Source organism: Moraxella osloensis, assembly GCF_001553955.1.
Taxonomy (GTDB): domain Bacteria; phylum Pseudomonadota; class Gammaproteobacteria; order Pseudomonadales; family Moraxellaceae; genus Faucicola; species Faucicola osloensis.
In genome coordinates this window covers 1,766,928-1,783,068 of the sequence record NZ_CP014234.1, presented here as the reverse complement: position 1 = coordinate 1,783,068, position 16,141 = coordinate 1,766,928, and the positions used below count along the sequence as shown (strand labels likewise).

The 16,141-nt window shown below is 39.4% G+C and carries 12 protein-coding genes; 6 read left to right on the top strand and 6 right to left on the bottom strand.

What is annotated here, in order from left to right:
- Positions 1 to 43: 43 nt before the first annotated feature.
- Positions 44 to 1,177: a protein adenylyltransferase Fic gene (gene fic / locus AXE82_RS07850; RefSeq protein ID WP_062333345.1), complete on the top strand. Its 1,134-nt coding sequence runs from the start codon at positions 44 to 46 to the stop codon at positions 1,175 to 1,177.
- A gap of 37 nt (positions 1,178 to 1,214) precedes the next feature.
- Positions 1,215 to 4,415, top strand: coding sequence for a site-specific integrase (locus tag AXE82_RS07845; RefSeq protein WP_062333341.1), 3,201 nt, complete (start codon positions 1,215 to 1,217; stop codon positions 4,413 to 4,415).
- Positions 4,416 to 4,583: 168 nt separating this feature from the next.
- Here AXE82_RS07845 and AXE82_RS07840 read toward each other — a convergent pair whose 3' ends face one another.
- Complete coding sequence (locus AXE82_RS07840) at positions 4,584 to 6,080, bottom strand: esterase-like activity of phytase family protein (RefSeq protein WP_227713368.1); 1,497 nt, start codon at positions 6,078 to 6,080, stop codon at positions 4,584 to 4,586.
- 485 nt (positions 6,081 to 6,565) lie between these two features.
- Here AXE82_RS07840 and AXE82_RS07830 point away from each other — a divergent pair, with 485 nt between their 5' ends.
- A complete protein-coding gene (locus AXE82_RS07830) occupies positions 6,566 to 7,747 on the top strand; it encodes an RNA-binding domain-containing protein (RefSeq protein ID WP_062333335.1) in 1,182 nt (393 codons plus the stop codon).
- A 185-nt stretch (positions 7,748 to 7,932) separates the two neighbouring features.
- Here the strand turns inward: AXE82_RS07830 and AXE82_RS07825 are convergent, their stop codons facing one another.
- Positions 7,933 to 9,234 carry an ATP-binding protein gene (locus tag AXE82_RS07825; protein WP_062333332.1) on the bottom strand — a complete coding sequence of 434 codons (1,302 nt, stop codon included), beginning with the start codon at positions 9,232 to 9,234 and terminating at the stop codon, positions 7,933 to 7,935.
- Positions 9,235 to 9,538: 304 nt separating this feature from the next.
- Between AXE82_RS07825 and AXE82_RS07820 the strand changes: the two genes are divergently transcribed.
- The 3 genes from AXE82_RS07820 to AXE82_RS07810 all read left to right on the top strand — a co-directional run bounded on the left by AXE82_RS07820 (position 9,539) and on the right by AXE82_RS07810 (position 13,859).
- The gene (locus AXE82_RS07820) at positions 9,539 to 13,114 is read left to right on the top strand and encodes a DEAD/DEAH box helicase (RefSeq protein WP_062333329.1); all 3,576 of its coding nucleotides are present in this window, start codon (positions 9,539 to 9,541) and stop codon (positions 13,112 to 13,114) included.
- Between the two features lie 221 nt (positions 13,115 to 13,335).
- Positions 13,336 to 13,557: a hypothetical protein gene (locus tag AXE82_RS07815; protein ID WP_062333327.1), complete on the top strand. Its 222-nt coding sequence runs from the start codon at positions 13,336 to 13,338 to the stop codon at positions 13,555 to 13,557.
- Positions 13,554 to 13,859: a helix-turn-helix domain-containing protein gene (locus AXE82_RS07810; protein WP_062333324.1), complete on the top strand. Its 306-nt coding sequence runs from the start codon at positions 13,554 to 13,556 to the stop codon at positions 13,857 to 13,859. The genes AXE82_RS07815 and AXE82_RS07810 overlap by 4 nt, the downstream gene beginning before the upstream one ends.
- Positions 13,860 to 13,955: 96 nt before the next feature.
- Here AXE82_RS07810 and AXE82_RS07805 read toward each other — a convergent pair whose 3' ends face one another.
- From AXE82_RS07805 to AXE82_RS07790, 4 genes are all read right to left on the bottom strand, one after another.
- Positions 13,956 to 14,201, bottom strand: a complete 246-nt coding sequence (locus AXE82_RS07805; protein ID WP_062333322.1) for a hypothetical protein — start codon at positions 14,199 to 14,201, stop codon at positions 13,956 to 13,958.
- A gap of 206 nt (positions 14,202 to 14,407) precedes the next feature.
- Positions 14,408 to 15,490, bottom strand: coding sequence for a helix-turn-helix transcriptional regulator (locus tag AXE82_RS07800; protein ID WP_062333319.1), 1,083 nt, complete (start codon positions 15,488 to 15,490; stop codon positions 14,408 to 14,410).
- A gap of 16 nt (positions 15,491 to 15,506) precedes the next feature.
- The gene (locus tag AXE82_RS07795; RefSeq protein ID WP_062333316.1) at positions 15,507 to 15,767 is read right to left on the bottom strand and encodes a hypothetical protein; all 261 of its coding nucleotides are present in this window, start codon (positions 15,765 to 15,767) and stop codon (positions 15,507 to 15,509) included.
- On the bottom strand, positions 15,748 to 16,065 hold the full coding sequence (locus AXE82_RS07790; RefSeq protein ID WP_237049448.1) for a hypothetical protein: 318 nt from the start codon (positions 16,063 to 16,065) through the stop codon (positions 15,748 to 15,750). Before AXE82_RS07790 ends, AXE82_RS07795 begins: the two co-directional genes overlap by 20 nt.
- Between the last annotated feature and the right edge of the window lie 76 nt (positions 16,066 to 16,141).

The window sequence follows — 16,141 nt, the reverse complement described above, 5'->3', positions numbered from 1 at the left end:
GACATATCAAGCTGATATGTACAAATTAAGGTGTAAAATCGACATGAATGCTTCATCATCTACGTTAAATAATACGGACACTTGGCAAGCAAATCAACCTTATAACCAGTTACCAAATTTGCCCCCAAATATCGACGTTGAAACCAAAGCGGTATTAAAGCAATGTATCGAAGCCCGAGCCAAACTTGCCGAACTTAAACAAGCCAGTATGCTGATACCCAATGACAGCATTCTGATTCATATTATTCCACTACTCGAAGCCAAAGATAGTAGTGAGATTGAGAACATTGTCACGACCACAGATGAGCTATTTCGCTACGCTGAACAATCTCAGAATGCCAATAATGCAACAAAAGAGGCTTTGCGTTATCGTAATGCTTTATATCAAGGCATCACATCGATCAAAGAGCGACCTTTTAGCACCCAAACAGCCATCGAAGTCTGCCGAACCATCAAAGGTGTCAACCTTGATATTCGCTCGATCACAGGTACCTCGTTAACTAATAGCGTAACGGGTGAAACTATCTACACACCACCTGTAGGTGAAACAGTAATTCGAGAAAAACTCGCCAATTGGGAGCAGTTTCTACACTACCATGATGAGCTTGATCCGCTTATCAAAATGGCAATAGCTCATTATCAGTTTGAAGCAATTCACCCCTTTACTGACGGCAATGGACGTACAGGGCGAATCCTTAATATGCTGTATTTGATGCACGAAAACTTGCTTAACTTACCGATTTTGTATTTAAGCCATTATATCATTCAAACCAAAGAAGACTATTACCGCTTACTACTTGGTGTGACCAAAGACCAAGACTGGATAAGCTGGGTCTTATATATCCTTAAAGGCATTATAGAGACGTGTGAATGGACCATTCACAAGATAGAGGCGATCCGGTTGCTACATGTAGATACCAGTGAATACATCAAAGCGAAAGCGCCCAATGTTTATTCTCGAGAGCTTGTCGATGCCATATTTGAACAGCCGTATATTCGTATTGGTACAGTTGTAAATAAGCAAATCGCCAAACGACAAACCGCCAGCAATTATCTAGTTAAGCTAGTTGAGCTTGGTGTGTTACAAGAAGTAGATGCTGGGCGAGAAAAATTGTTTTTACACCAACATTTGATAGATTTACTGGTCGAAAATAAACGCATTTCTTATCATCCATAATCGCACAATTGCTGAAAAACACGTGGGAAACCAACGCATGCCCAATTCTGATTTATTTGGTTATGAACGTCGACAACAAGCGCTTAAAAGCGCTCGAAAAATTGACAATAGACACGCGATGAAGGTTAGCCAAGAAATTTGCGAAAGTGAATGGCACAACTTTCTAGATGACTTGAAAGTTGAGCGTACCGAAGGCTATAGAATTCAAGTCACTGATGAACTTATTGATAAATTGTATGAGAGAATTTTAAAACAATTCAATGAGCAGCTTAAAGCTACTCAAATACCTGCAGCAATGGCTCACCGCTTAAAGTTTTTTAACAATATCAATAAACAACGTAGTAAGGCAAATCTAAAACCGTTTCCAACGCCTGTGATAGCCGACATACCGAAACGTCCCGCTAATACCAATGACCTAGACAATTTTTTATATTTGGAAACGGCCGAGCAAATCGTTAATAATGCCCTACAAATTTGGCAAGTTAAGGATAACTTTACCCTACTCGATAGTGTGACTTGGTTATTGTTTTCCCAGATCGTCTTTGGCGGTTATAACGAAGCGGTGATCATAAAGGCGGTATATCAAGCATTAAAAGACAAAATAACCATTTATCATGTCGGTAAAGAGCAGCTACTACTACCGATTGATTTAACATCAACCGAATATGCCAATCGTATTGTAAGGTTAGATAAAGACAATCCTGATGAGGTTCAGTTATATTATTCAAGATGGGTATTTTTAAATGATGTCAGTCGGCTCTGGCTAGTGTATTTAAATACTCGTTTTGTTGAAAGCAGCAGATTTCCCAGTTATGCAGAATGTATTCGCAGACTGAGCGAGTTGGTTGGAGAGAAGTTTAACGCCGATAACTTCGCAAATTCCCGTTTCCTAACTCATATCAATATCTTTTGGCAAACCCTACCCAACGTGAAGATTGACCAGCAAATGGTTGAAACCCTTGTAGGTCGTCAACGCCATACTGCTATCACCTTTGAGCAAATGCTGCGCTATTTTAGCCCCATAAAAATCGATGCACGTACCAAAGCTTCATTAGCCATCAATAGCAACGAGCGGGCTATAGCGATTGATCAGCTTATAACCTCAAACAGCAGCACTAAAATACATAGCCTAGAAGACAATTTTAAGGATGATATTGTTAAAGTCATTCGCAACATTTTAAATGGTCAGAAAAGTCAAATTCTAAGTCAATTGGAGCGGTTTTACGCTAATAGCCCGTTATTACCTAGTCAACAACGCTTGGTAAGATGGCTCATAGATTTAACTAAAAGAGGTAATAAACCGAGCACCTTACGACGCTATTTATCAGAAATTGGCAACGATTTTTTGGCAGAAACGCGTGATGCAGATTTTATTGGTTGGCAAGATTTTGAATATAAATTTATTTATGACAAGATTATAAGCACAAAAAACACCTTAAAAATAGGTTATACCCGAACTGTGCTTGCCTCATTGCACGACGTACTCGTCAGGGAGTTTAACGCACCCTATCTTAGATTAAACGGTGAAAAAGATCCCTTAGTCGTTAATAGTTGTCTAATTCCTGTCGCGCTATATCAGCATATGCTCACGCAACTAGAGAACCATCCGTCTATTAATGATAAGTTAAGAGATGTGCTAAAACTGATACTGATTCTATTGTATCGTACAGGGATGCGATTTATGGAAGTGCTATCAATTAGGCTTTCAGATATTGAGTATGATAATCAGGGGTTTATTGATTACAATATTGTCTTAAGACCACATGCACAACGCGATTTAAAATCCGATGACGCCACCCGCCGTTTTATGCTCAATGTGCTGTTGCAGCCTACTGAACTGACTGCATTCACAAATTATTTTCATCAGAAATTACAACAGAATGCCCAGTATTTATTTACTCTACCACACCATGCTCAACCTATCGATAGAAACAGTGTAGAATCACCATTTCGTCAAATTTTAACCGATCCAAGCTTAACTGATAGCTATCATGACATCAGTATGCACAGCTTTCGTCACAATGCCATTTCAAATATGGCGTTGATATTACGCTGTGATTATAGTGTTATTGAGTATTTTACCGATTATAGCCGTGAACAGGTACAAGCCATTCGACATGCTGCATTGGGTTCAAAAAGGACAGTCAGCCCAAATTTTTGGCAAGTATTGGAAGATTTTGCCGGGCACGCCGATTTGAACACCACGTTTAGTTCTTACGTTCATACCGCGGATATTATCGCCCATCATCAACTGTCAAAAGCCAAAATTCAATTACCATTAGCCACTATCATCAAATTATCAGGTAAAGCAAGGCGTAGCTTTAACCAATATCACAAGGACGCAGTAGATTTTGATAATGAAGTCGTTAATCTTTGGCATATTCGCAGCTTTATGAACAATGCACTTTCAACGCAAAAATTACAGTCTAGTGCCAAGCAAGCAATAAAATTGGATGCTGTTGATACGCCTCTTCCAACAACATTACAAGATCCGCCATCATCTTCGATTTTTGGTCAATACAAACGTCTGGTCATTGAGAAAATGCTGAGGGATATCGAATCGGGTATGGATTTATCGAGTGCCTGTCAACTTAATATTGACTTTAACGACGCGATGCTAATTTATCAAAATGCCCTAAAACTGATTACCAATGAAGATGGCTCATCCAATTATAAATTTGTCAGTCAAAAGCGGCAGCAAATATCATCCCACCCGATCATTACGCCAACGCCATTGCACTATCACCAAGAGGTTGCCCTAGCAAACCTTTGCTTTGATAATATTGAAAAATTGTGCCAGTCCAAAGCAGGTAAACGTGAATTGGCTGAATTTGTACAAATTTTTTATGAAAAAACCATACCTTCAAAACCAGAAATTCGGTTTCCATTCAAACAAACCAAGCAGTTCTATGGCTATCTTGAAACGGCATTAAAAATACTCCCAAGCGAGTATTGGCGTATCAATATTTGTAAATATACACCGACCACAGTCATTGATGAAGTAACAGGTGAAAAATCTTTTACCATGCCGATTGATAAAAAAGAAACAGGACACGCTATCAAAAAATTTAATGAAAAATTTGCTGACTTCAAAGGAGAGATTATCCAAAAGCCGATTTATAGCGGGTTTAGCCTCAGTATGATTCGCCCAAATGATAAAGGTAAGCCCACAAAAAAACAGCCCAATTCAGTGATGATAAAACACATCGTACATTGGTTAATGATCATGATGTTTTAGCCTATTTCAAGTTTTTGCTCTTAATTGGCAAAGCAACCATCAAAGTGTTGCAAGAGATGGGGACTTTTTTGGATTCGTTTTACTATTGGATTCATCAGGTAATGTGACATTTAAAAAAGGCTTGGCACACTAATTTATGCCAAGCCCTTTTCAATCAAGAGCAGAATTTTAGGGACGGTAGATATACAAGCGATCGCTGTCAATATCGCTGTTGGCTTTGTCGATGTATTTTGGCGTGATAAAGTCTTTGCTGTCTTTGACTTGCGCAGCGATGCCAAAGTCGTCATCATTGATCAGCCCCAATGTACCATTCGGGAATAGGAGCAAACCTTCAAGCTTATCATGCGGGTAGTTTAGCTTCATCACCGCATCGAGATACTCGGTTTTACTCACTGGGCGAATGCCTTTACTAGCAAGCACATTCCAACCATCGGCAGTGAGGGTCAACTGCTCCAAGGTTTTGCCACCGACCATTAAGCCAAGGTTTACATCTTGCACGATGTCGGTAGTATTGGTGATTGATTCTAAATTTGTCGCACTCGCTAGGCCAATTTTATATACTTTTTTAATCGCTGCGGCATTAAACTGTGGCAGTTCACCATCGCGCTCAATGACATAAAATGTGTCTTTATCAATGGCGACAATGCCTGAGTTAGAGTCGGTAGCAGTGTTTTGTTGTTGGTAAATAAATTGCTCGATATTACCCGTTGCCAATTCGATACGCACAATACGGGTCATGGTCGATTTTTTGGTGGTTTTATCAGGGTTATATAGAGCTGATTGCATGATACCAACCAGATATTTTTGATCTGGGGTAACTGTTAAGCCCTCCATACCGCGATTGGCTCGGCGTTTTTTAAATTCCGCCGGTAGGGTAATCAGCTTACCATTTACTTTATAAGTACTCGCACCTTCACCGGTATCAAAGGCATTGATACGGGCAATCTCTCGACCATTGGCATCAAAGTGAACGATGTGTGGGCCATACTCGTCACTCACCCAAAAGGTCCCATCTTTCATCACTGCTAAACCTTCTGGGTCAAAGCCATACGGGTCAGTTTTGGTGGGATTAGTAAGAGCATCATAAGGCTTGGTTTGGTCGACCAACATTAAGCGGTCAAAGGCAGTATCTGTAGTATTTTGTATGTAAGCGACTTCTTTGGTTGCCCCATTGACTGGGTTGGGCAAACCAGTGACTTTGGTGGTACCGTCTGGGCGTTTAAACTCTATCACTTTAACTAAGCTGATTTTGCCGTCATTGCCAAGTTGGAACAAGCCAAGATTAGGCGTATAACTAGGCACAGGGAAAGCTTTGCCTTCCCCTTTATCCAGATTAGGGTCGCCATTCACCACATCAGCATTGGGTCCACGGTCAGTTAAGGCATAAAACTGCGTTGGATTCGCAGGATTAACAAATGCGTCTGAACCATAGCCGCCTTGATAGACGTTGACGGTTTTGCCATCTGCGTCTTTGGTGGTCAGTAATACTTTGCTTGGCAGCGCAGTGCCATTTTTGAAGGTGGTAAGTAAGTTTTCATAACTTGTATTAGGAGTTGAGTTATCAAAAGACACATTAGAATTATTATCATTATTACAGCCGGCTAGCAAGCTAGCTGTAGCAACGGCTAATAGGGTTAGCTTGGTTTTGGTTAACATGGTTGACATAACCTCCCTCTGTCACAATAGTTGTCACCCCCACCTACACAAACCAAATGGAAGAAAAGAAGATAACCATGGCACGATGCAGTTAAAACAAAAATACAACCCCGACCTTGGCAAACTTGGGGCACGAAAAATCCGCCTTATTACCTTAAATGACGTTAACCTAAAATCCCTGCAACCGCAATGGTTTCAGGGATTTTTTTACGATGTCATTTAAAGTCAGTTGATATCAGTTTACTGTTTCAAACTCTGAAATTTGTCACATTAGATGAGCCATTTTTTGCCATGACTATTTTAGCATTTTTTTGGATTTTTTTAAAATTTTTGAATAATTTATCGTACAATATTCATCATAATATTAAAATTATTTAATAATATATGTAAAGATAATTACATATATTTTACTCATTGAAAAAATATCACACCCCTATTTTTTAATTGATACAATATAAAATATATGATGCTTTTAATTCGAATGAGAAGATTTCATGCAAACTGCTAACTTGTTAAACCTAATTGCGTTGGGTGAAGATAGCCAACATCAATTTAAATCCAACGTGACCCGTTCTGATGCCTTAGCTCAAGAAATGGTTGCATTTAGTAATAGTCATGGTGGATACATAATTATTGGGGTAAATGATGATGGTTCTATCGCAGGTTTGAATGCTGAAGATATTGGCCGTATCAATCAATTGGTTTCGAATGCCAGTACCGAGCATATGCGACCACCCATTGCCCCAACGACACAAAATTTTAATCTTCCAGAAGGGATGGTAATGCTCGTTCAGATCCCTGAAGGGATTAGCAAGCCTTATATGGATAAAAACTTGCATGTTTATGTAAAAAGTGGTTCAGATAAACGCAAGGTGACTGCAAGAGAAGAATTACAGCGTATTTTTCAGCAAACGGCATTGATTCATGCCGATGAGTTACCCGTTGCCTTTTCATCGATTAAAGATATCGATATGACCACTTTTTCTCAGTTTTTTGAAAATGAATATAGTGAGAGCCTTGATGAACAATCGCTAACGCCAAGTCAGCTTTTGGAGAATATGAATTTGATGAGAGTTACTCATTCATCGAATGAACCAGTTTTAAATTATGCGGGTGCTTTATTGTTTGCTAAAAAACCGCAAACCAAACTACCTGTTTTTTTGATTAAGGCAGTCGCATTTTATGGTACTGATATCACCGATGAGCAATACATCGATAGTCGAGATATTACAGGCAAATTGTCAGAGATGTTTGCTCAAGCCCTAAGTTTTTGTATGATGAACATCCGTTATCTGCAAAACGATCAAGGTTTTAATTCAATTGGCGAACCTGAAATTCCAAAGATTGTTTTTGAGGAATTGATAGCCAATGCCCTAATCCACCGTGATTACTTTGTCTCTGCCCCAATACGGTTAATTATCTTTAGTGATAGGATTGAAATTATTAGCCCTGGCCGCCTGCCCAATAATTTGACCATTAAAAATATTAAGATGGGGAATTCAAATATTAGAAACCCAATTTTGGCATCTTTTGCCAGTAAGTTATTGCCTTATCGAGGATTAGGTAGTGGCATTTTGCGAGCTTATAAGGCTTATCCAGATATTGAGCTTATCAATGATAGGCAAAATAATTTATTTAAAGCGGTAATTAAAAGAAAAATAATTCAAGTTTCATAGTAGTTCTAACATAGTTTCTTTTTAGTTCTAAAATAATGCTAAAGTATTTGTTTTAGGTTGTATTTTAACCTCATGTGTAGAAGTTGAAAAAAAAAGCTATTTTAAGCACCGGCTTGATTTCGAACCTGATTTATGGATAAAAGCAGAATCATTAGTAAAGCTTTCTAACACATCGTCTATATGTGTTATTCTAGCGACCTAAAATTTGCCAAAGCGTATAATGGCAGATTAACTAGCCAATCTTGTTTACGATAATCTGACATTGAGGTTCTAAAGACTTTATCAGGTTTAAACTTATCATAATACGACCGCAAACTTTTAGCCTTAAGGTTTTCTTCTGCTTTCACCTCTATTGGTATGATTTGACTACTATGTTGTACTACAAAATCTACTTCTGCTACCGCACGTTCAAGGCCCCAATAAAAGATAGGCTCTAAACCGCTCACTAATAACTGCTGCAACACATACTGTTCCGTCAATGCCCCTTTAAATTCAGTAAATAGCCGATTACCCGCTAATAAAACACTGACATCCAACCCTGTTTTAGCAGTCAATAATCCCACATCCACAAAATATAGTTTAAACACATTGTCTTGATAGCCACCTAATGGCAGATTCGGCTTGGTAATTCTAAAGATTTGATGGACCAATCCACTCGCTACTAACCATTGAATAGCGGATTCGAAGTCCTTTAATCTTGCCCCAGACTGTGCTTGAGTGGCGACAAACTTTTTGTTTTCCTTAGCAAGCTGCTCAGGTAAGCTTTGCCATACGGCTCGCACTTTAGAGATGATGCTATTATCCTGAATATGCTTGGAAAAATCATACTCATAAGCGAGTAGTAAATTATTTTGCACATATCTTACTGCCTCAAAATTTTGGCCGTCAACAAAGGTTTTTACCGCTTCAGGCATACCACCAACAAAATAATACTGTCGTAAACGCTCAATATATTTGCTCTTCATAGCGGTGATTAATCCCCAATCTTGGCTTTGTAGCAGTTTTACCAATTTATCATCACCCATCGCCCATAAAAACTCAATGAAATCCATCGGATAAAGGGCTAAGAACTCCACTTTTCCCACAGGAAAGGACAAACCTTGATGAATTGCGATCCCCAGCAATGACCCTGCCGACAGAATTGACATCTGAGGCATATTCTCATAAAAATATTTGAGCGATGATAAGGCTTTCGGTACTTCTTGAATTTCATCAAAAATGAGTAACGTATTTTCTGGCTCAATGTCAACACCTGACTCAATCTGTAAGCCTAGCAACAAACGATGGACATCAAAGTCACCTTCAAAAAGGACTTTCATACGTTCGTTATTATCAAAATTGATATAAGCAACTTTAGCAAAATGTTGCTCGCCAAAATGCTTCATTAGCCAAGTTTTTCCGACTTGTCTAGCACCTTGAATCACCAGAGGTTTGCGAGTGGATTTTTCATACCAAGTTTTTAATTTTGCTAAAATATGACGCTGCATAACGAACTCTAATTCTTAAATTTACTTTTTACAAATGTATTATATATTTATTCTAACATTTTACAAATGAAAAATGTTAGAATAAATATAATCTAAAGAAATTCGACGTACATATAGCCATTGAGTGTATTATCAACATGAAGGCTTTGTTAAGCTTGAAAGTGTTTCTTTGCAGTTAATTTACCCGGTGGCAAGTATTCTTAGTGGCATGATAGCTAATAAAGGTTAAATGTCGAGTGCTTTCTACCATTACTTTAATTAAAAACGCTTGCCTATTTATTTACATCTAAAAATATTCAGTCTTATGTCAAAATCTATCACCACCCTCGCCAATTTACTGCATAAATTTAATAGCCAGACTATCAGTCGTAGCCTTGAATATGTCAGCAGAATCAACCTTGAAAGCCTTGAGCGAACCGAAACGGCTCAAACCACTCAATTACAAGCCGATATTAAAGGCACGAAAAAATACCATACCCAAATTGCCTATCACAAAGCCAGTCAGCGTATCACCCAAAGTGATTGTACCTGCCCTGTCGGCAGTTTTTGTAAGCATGGGGCAGCTTTGGCACGGCTTTTTCGAGACCAAGAAGACGAAAAAAACGACCCAATGAAGAAGTTTTTGGTTCAGAATCAAGAATTTATGCAAGAGTTAATGCAGAAGATTGCTCAGTTTGATAATCCAATAGAGTATCAAGATATCACCGATACATTAGCCAAACGTTTAAATGCATCGCCTATTAATAATTTTAACAGCCCAAATGTTCATAATAGCAAACAACATGACGAAGCCAAACTTTGGCTTAAAAATTTAAACCAAAATTTAAAAGAATTGGCTAAAACCCAAAAAAACCCCAGCGCCACTAGCGAGCCCTCGCCCTTTGTCTATCTAATTGAACATAAATTTGGTCAATTACAGCTTGAGCTTATCAAAGTTCGCCGTATCAAATCAGGCGAAATCCGTGAAGCTAAAACCTATACACAGTACAGCAATGTTTACTACAGCTATTCAATTCCTATTACGACAAAAGCCTTATTTACTCAAATTTATGACCATGTCAAAGACCAAGACCGTGCCGCTTTTGCGCAGCATAGTATGATAGCGAACGACCTCCCGCTAAACTTATTACAGCAGCTTATCAACGATAAAATTTTGTATGATAAAGCCCACTGGGATAAGGATTGGCGAGCAGCGCAATTTCACCCTATCACTTGGACTGATGAGATTTTAACGCTGACCATTGAATGGCAAGAGCCCACCCAATACGGCGAAAAACTGCAATTTAGTTTGCTTGATAGCAACCAATATCGCCATGGGTTTGGGCAAACCGAAAATCTTGATATCCTATTGACTAAGCCTTTGACCTATATCCATCACGCCAACGGCAAAATCGGCTTGGTCAATAGCGAGGCGATTGGCGATATGCCCAATGACGTCTTGTACCGATTGCTGACCATGCCTGTGATTCCCAAAGCCATGGCAAATGACGTAGCAGAGGTTTTATCCAGTCATCAAATGACGCAAAAACTGCCCAAACCTAAAAACCTGCAACCGATTGAAAAAATCTATGGGACGCCACAGCCAATCATTCGCTTTGGTCATATTGATACGCAGCAATTGCCCTACAATATGCGACGAGACTACTGGCAACAGCAATGGATAGACAAACAATATGTCAAAGCCGAGCTTAGCTTTGCCTATGAAACCGGTGAAATCCCTGCCCGAATGGACGCTGAAATCCCATTTTTTACTACCCAAAAAAATGGTAAACGCTATCAGCAATACCGAGATATTAAAGCGGAAAACAAAGCCATACGGGGGTTAAAAAAACAATGTAACACCTTTGAATGGCTCAAAATCGGCTCAACTGTCAGCCGACATCAAGCCACCATTGAGCACAATCAAGCCTTAAGTACTTTATTACCCATCGATAAATTCCATGAAATCGGCTGGCAAGTCGAGCATTTAGCCGATAGCCCAATTAACGCTGACCTTTCCCAAAACCTAGAATTGCTTGTCGAACCTTTGACAGGCGAAAACGGCGATGATGGCAATCATTGGTTTGAAATCGGAGCAACAATCAGTGATAGCGAAGGGCATCGATATGATTTACTCAATATCGTGGCGTATTTGCTTGAGCAATATCCTTATCTGATGCATAAAAATATCGAGCAACTGTTTGACAAAGACCATCTATTTGCCATCAATGTCGGACAAGGTCGTCCTGCATTGGCAGTGGCTTTTAAAGATATTTTGCCAATTTTGCAAAATTTAACCCATCTGTTATCACAAAACGAGCGAAAAATTGATAGGTATGACGCTCAGCAGTTAGTTGACCTTGAACACACGCTTGGCATGGCATGGCAAATGCCAGAAAAACTTAAAACTTTTAGCGAAAAGCTTAAAGCAGGCTATCAGTCAAATTTACCTACGCCACAAGGATTTATTGGGGAATTACGACCCTATCAGCAGCAAGGCTTGGCTTGGCTGCAGTTTTTGGCACAGACTGAACATGGCGGTATATTAGCTGATGACATGGGGCTGGGCAAAACCGCCCAAACGCTGGCTCATATCCTCATGGAAAAACAAGCAGGGCATTTGACCGAGCGACCTGTACTCATCGTTGCACCCACGTCGCTCATGCACAACTGGCAAAAAGAAACCGAAAAATTCACCCCAGAGTTGTCGGTTTTGCTACTGCATGGGGCAAATCGCCATGATGATTTTGACAAAATCAAACAGCATGACATCGTCCTCACTACCTATCCGCTCGTGGTGCGAGATAAAGAGCTGTTGAAAACTCACCAATTCCACCAAATCATTCTTGATGAAGCGCAAAACATCAAAAATCCCCACAGTAAATCGGCGCAAGTGCTACGCTCACTCACCGCCAAACATCGTCTGTGTTTGACAGGCACGCCGATGGAAAATCATCTAGGCGAACTGTGGTCACTGTTTTATTTTCTGATGCCAGGGTTTTTGGGCAGTCAAGACGTGTTTAACAAACACTACCGCCATCCGATTGAGAAAAAAGGCGATAACCGAAAACGGGAACGACTGGTCAATAGAATCAAACCCTTCATGCTTCGACGTTTAAAAACCGACGTTGCGAAAGAACTACCGCCCAAAACCACCATCGAAGTCAATATTGACATGAATGACGAGCAGTCCAAGCTGTATGAAGCGGTGCGAGCCACCATGCAAGACAGTATCAAACAAATCATCGCCCAGCAAGGTTTTAAACGCAGTCAAATTCAGATTTTAGATGCCTTGCTCAAATTACGTCAAGTCTGTTGTCATCCTAGCTTGTTAAATTTAGATAGCTTGCCGAAGGGTAAAAGCGCGGTCAAATCCAAAGCCATGCACTCTGCCAAACTCGATTATCTGATAGAAACCGTCACCGATATGGTGGCTGAGGGACGGAAAGTTCTGATATTTTCTCAATTTACCAGTATGCTTGCCCTAATCGAGCAGCGACTGCAGAGTGAAAACATCGGCTTTAGCAAGCTAACCGGGCAAACCAAAAAACGTAGTGAGGCGATTGAGGCATTCCAATCGGGGCAAGTGCCTGTGTTTTTGATTAGCCTAAAAGCGGGCGGCGTGGGACTAAACTTGACCACCGCTGACACGGTGATTCATTATGACCCTTGGTGGAACCCTGCCGCCGAAGACCAAGCCTCTGATAGGGCATGGCGGATTGGGCAAGACAAACCTGTGTTTGTGTATAAACTCATCACCAACCAAAGCATTGAAGAGAAAATCTTAGATATGCAAAAAAATAAAGCCGAACTAGCTCAATCTATCCTAAGCACTGACCATGAGGGCGATATCAAGCTGAGTGAAGATGAGCTGCTAGGGTTGTTTGAGAAGTTTGTGTGATAAATATTATGTAACCTATATCTTTCATAAACGAGTGAATATTCTTATAATAAGTAATATATCACTCATTAAATTCTCTATGAAACACTCTCTAACCTTCCAGGGTTTTTTAGATCAACAATGGCAGGACATTGCTGAACTCACTTTTGACGAGTATAACTTGATTGAAATCGCTTATCTTGGTGATTACAGCTTTAAGCATTACCTAACCGATAATTGGTATGCTTTTTCAAGGTCGTTATAACTTTATCGCCATCTGTGAGAGCTTGTCAGATTTGATAGAGCCTTCAATTTTACTTGAAGAACTTAAGCAAACTGCCGAGAAATTGGTCGATTTACCGAATCGATTGCAACAACGAGGCGTCAGTGAAAAAATCTTATTGCATCCAGCGATTGCGTTTGATTATTTGCCAAAACGCTTACAAGACTGGGGATTGCTATGAATAACTTACTAAATCGTCAGCGGGCGTCTGATGCCGCACCCGATTTACAAGGATTAAGTCGCACGCAGGCCCGAGACCAAGTGATTGAGCAATTTATGCAAGGTGAATTGACCCAAGGTGAACTGCTAAAGAAACTCCGTATTGATATACTAGGGGTTAAACAAGATGCGTTTGCAACATTGGTCAAGTTCTCTCGTAAAACGATTTCTGACGTGGAAAATGACAATGGCAATTATAGTGTCAATACGATTAATCAGATTTTCCGGCCATTTGGATTAGTACTTAAATTGGGGTATCGTTGAACACTTTTTATCCTATGCGGTGAAATAAGCCTACGCATACTGCCGCTTATCTTGTGCCATCGCCTAGTCAGGCTGTTGCTTTTATTATTTAGCAATTTATTCAGCCCATTGCCAATGAATAGTCAATTGATCCAACACTTTTTCAGCTTGTTGTTGCCGTGACATATTTTGGTTTAGTTTTACCAAAACAATAAACCCATAAGTAGAATCATCTTTGCTGCTGACGGTAGGGTCGATATGATGTTGTTGCAATAACTTATTGACAGCCATCACACTCACTTGACGTTTTAATGTAGGTTTAAATACTTTAACTACCACGATTAAGGATAGTTCATCGATCACGTAGATTGCTTTAGGAATAGCAGCTTTTTCGCCAAGGTTTTGTTGGCTTTACGATTAAATTGGGTAGTTATGGATAATACTTATAAATGACATAAAAAAGCATGTTAATCTTAAATCCTTAACATAAAATTAGTTCTAATTTGGTTTTTAATTATCACTAATTTGACATTGTTTTAATTTTAATCTAAAGCTACTATTTGATAATTTTATTTGGTGTATTGATTCAGTCCATCCGTTAATCTATCAATAATTATTTCTCTAAGCTTAACAGGCTCAATGACTTCTGACATATGCGACATACTGATTAGCCAATCTTCAAGCCTTACGGTATTCATTACGGTCGCTGTAAGTAGTAAGTTTTTTTCATCCATCTTTTCTAAAGTTTGATCGTTTGACAACGGCCGCTCGGTCAGATGTTGGGCAGCAATATGATTAATTTTAAGCCTTAATATAATTGGCTTTCCTCGCTGCGTTAAATGGGTTTCAAGCACGCCTTTTCGACTTAATTCTTCCAAACTTAAATCATTCACCCAATTGGGTATTGGCTCTTCTAAAATCTGTACGGATTGGATGCGTATGATGGCGTAATTGCGGTTAGCATCTAAATAGACTTTTTCAGCCGTCGATATACTCTCCTCTACTTTGTAAAAAGCAGTTAGGTAAATCATATTATCGATAAATATCAATCCTCTGGGATAAACCCACCGCGTAACAGGCTCATTTGCCCATTTTGCTAGATAACGGATTTCTAATTTTTTGCCATCGATAATGGCTTGATGAATCTTATTGATAATAGCGTCATCGTATTTAGGCGCTTGCAATAAACTTGGTATCGTAAATAGGTGGTTTTTCCATTGCCCAAGCTGACTAATGTGATATTGCAGATTCTGATGATTTTTTACATTCGCAATCTTGGCAGTTAGGGTGTTGTGAATATCCTTCGGTAAATAGTTGGCAGTAAATTTATCGAGCATTTCCCAAAAGAATAGGTTTTCGTTGTCAAAGCTGTCTAAGGTAAAGTTGGGGTGAAGGTAATATTTTGGCGTTTTGCCTGCGATACTTTCATTCGTCCATTTTGGAATGCGGCAAATTGAGTTATCGCCAAACAGTAAATATAAAGAAATTAAGTCTTTTTCTAGCAGTTTGGCTCGGCTCTGTGCTTTTTCGCCTATAGGGTTAAAAATGGCTAGAAGCTCGCTTAAGGTTTTGGCATTTTTTTCGCCTTTGGGTAAATTCTGATATAGCAGAATTAAGCGTTCGCCACGGTTTTTTTCCATGATACTAGGCATTATTTTTCCTAAAATGCTAAAGTTTGGCTAAATCAAAATGTTGCACATTGCCATTTAAATCGACTTGATAAATCCTCATTTGACTAACTTCAATCGCTGTCAGATAACCACCGCCATGTGCGAAGGTATCGACACAAATTAAGCCATTTTGATGGTAAACTTTGCCGTTTTTTTGTGCTGAATGTCCGCAAATGATGGTTTTGCCTGAGATGTGATCTTCTTGTCCATCGTGCGGAATAAATCGCCAGCGTAAACTGTCATCGGTTTGTTTGTCCATTGGTAGGTGTGTGTGGCAAGGGTGTGGCATGGGTAAAGATAAAATCATCTGTTTGGTAATAAGGCAGACTCGTTTTTAACAGTTTGTAGTAAACATAAGGAATTTGCAGTAGCCCTTGCAAATCAATGGTTACGCCAAAGGTTACGCCAAAAGATTGTAGGGTTTCGATACCACCAAATTTTAGCCAGTATTTGAGATATTCTCGCTCGTAAACTGCACCTAGCATCATTTCTTCGTGGTTGCCCTTTATCAAAATAACATGACAAAGAATCTGATATTGCATGATAGTATCAAGCACGCCTTTACTATCTGCTCCCCTATCGATGACATCGCCTAAGAAAATCAGCGTGTCATCGGATTAGATATTTAGAGCA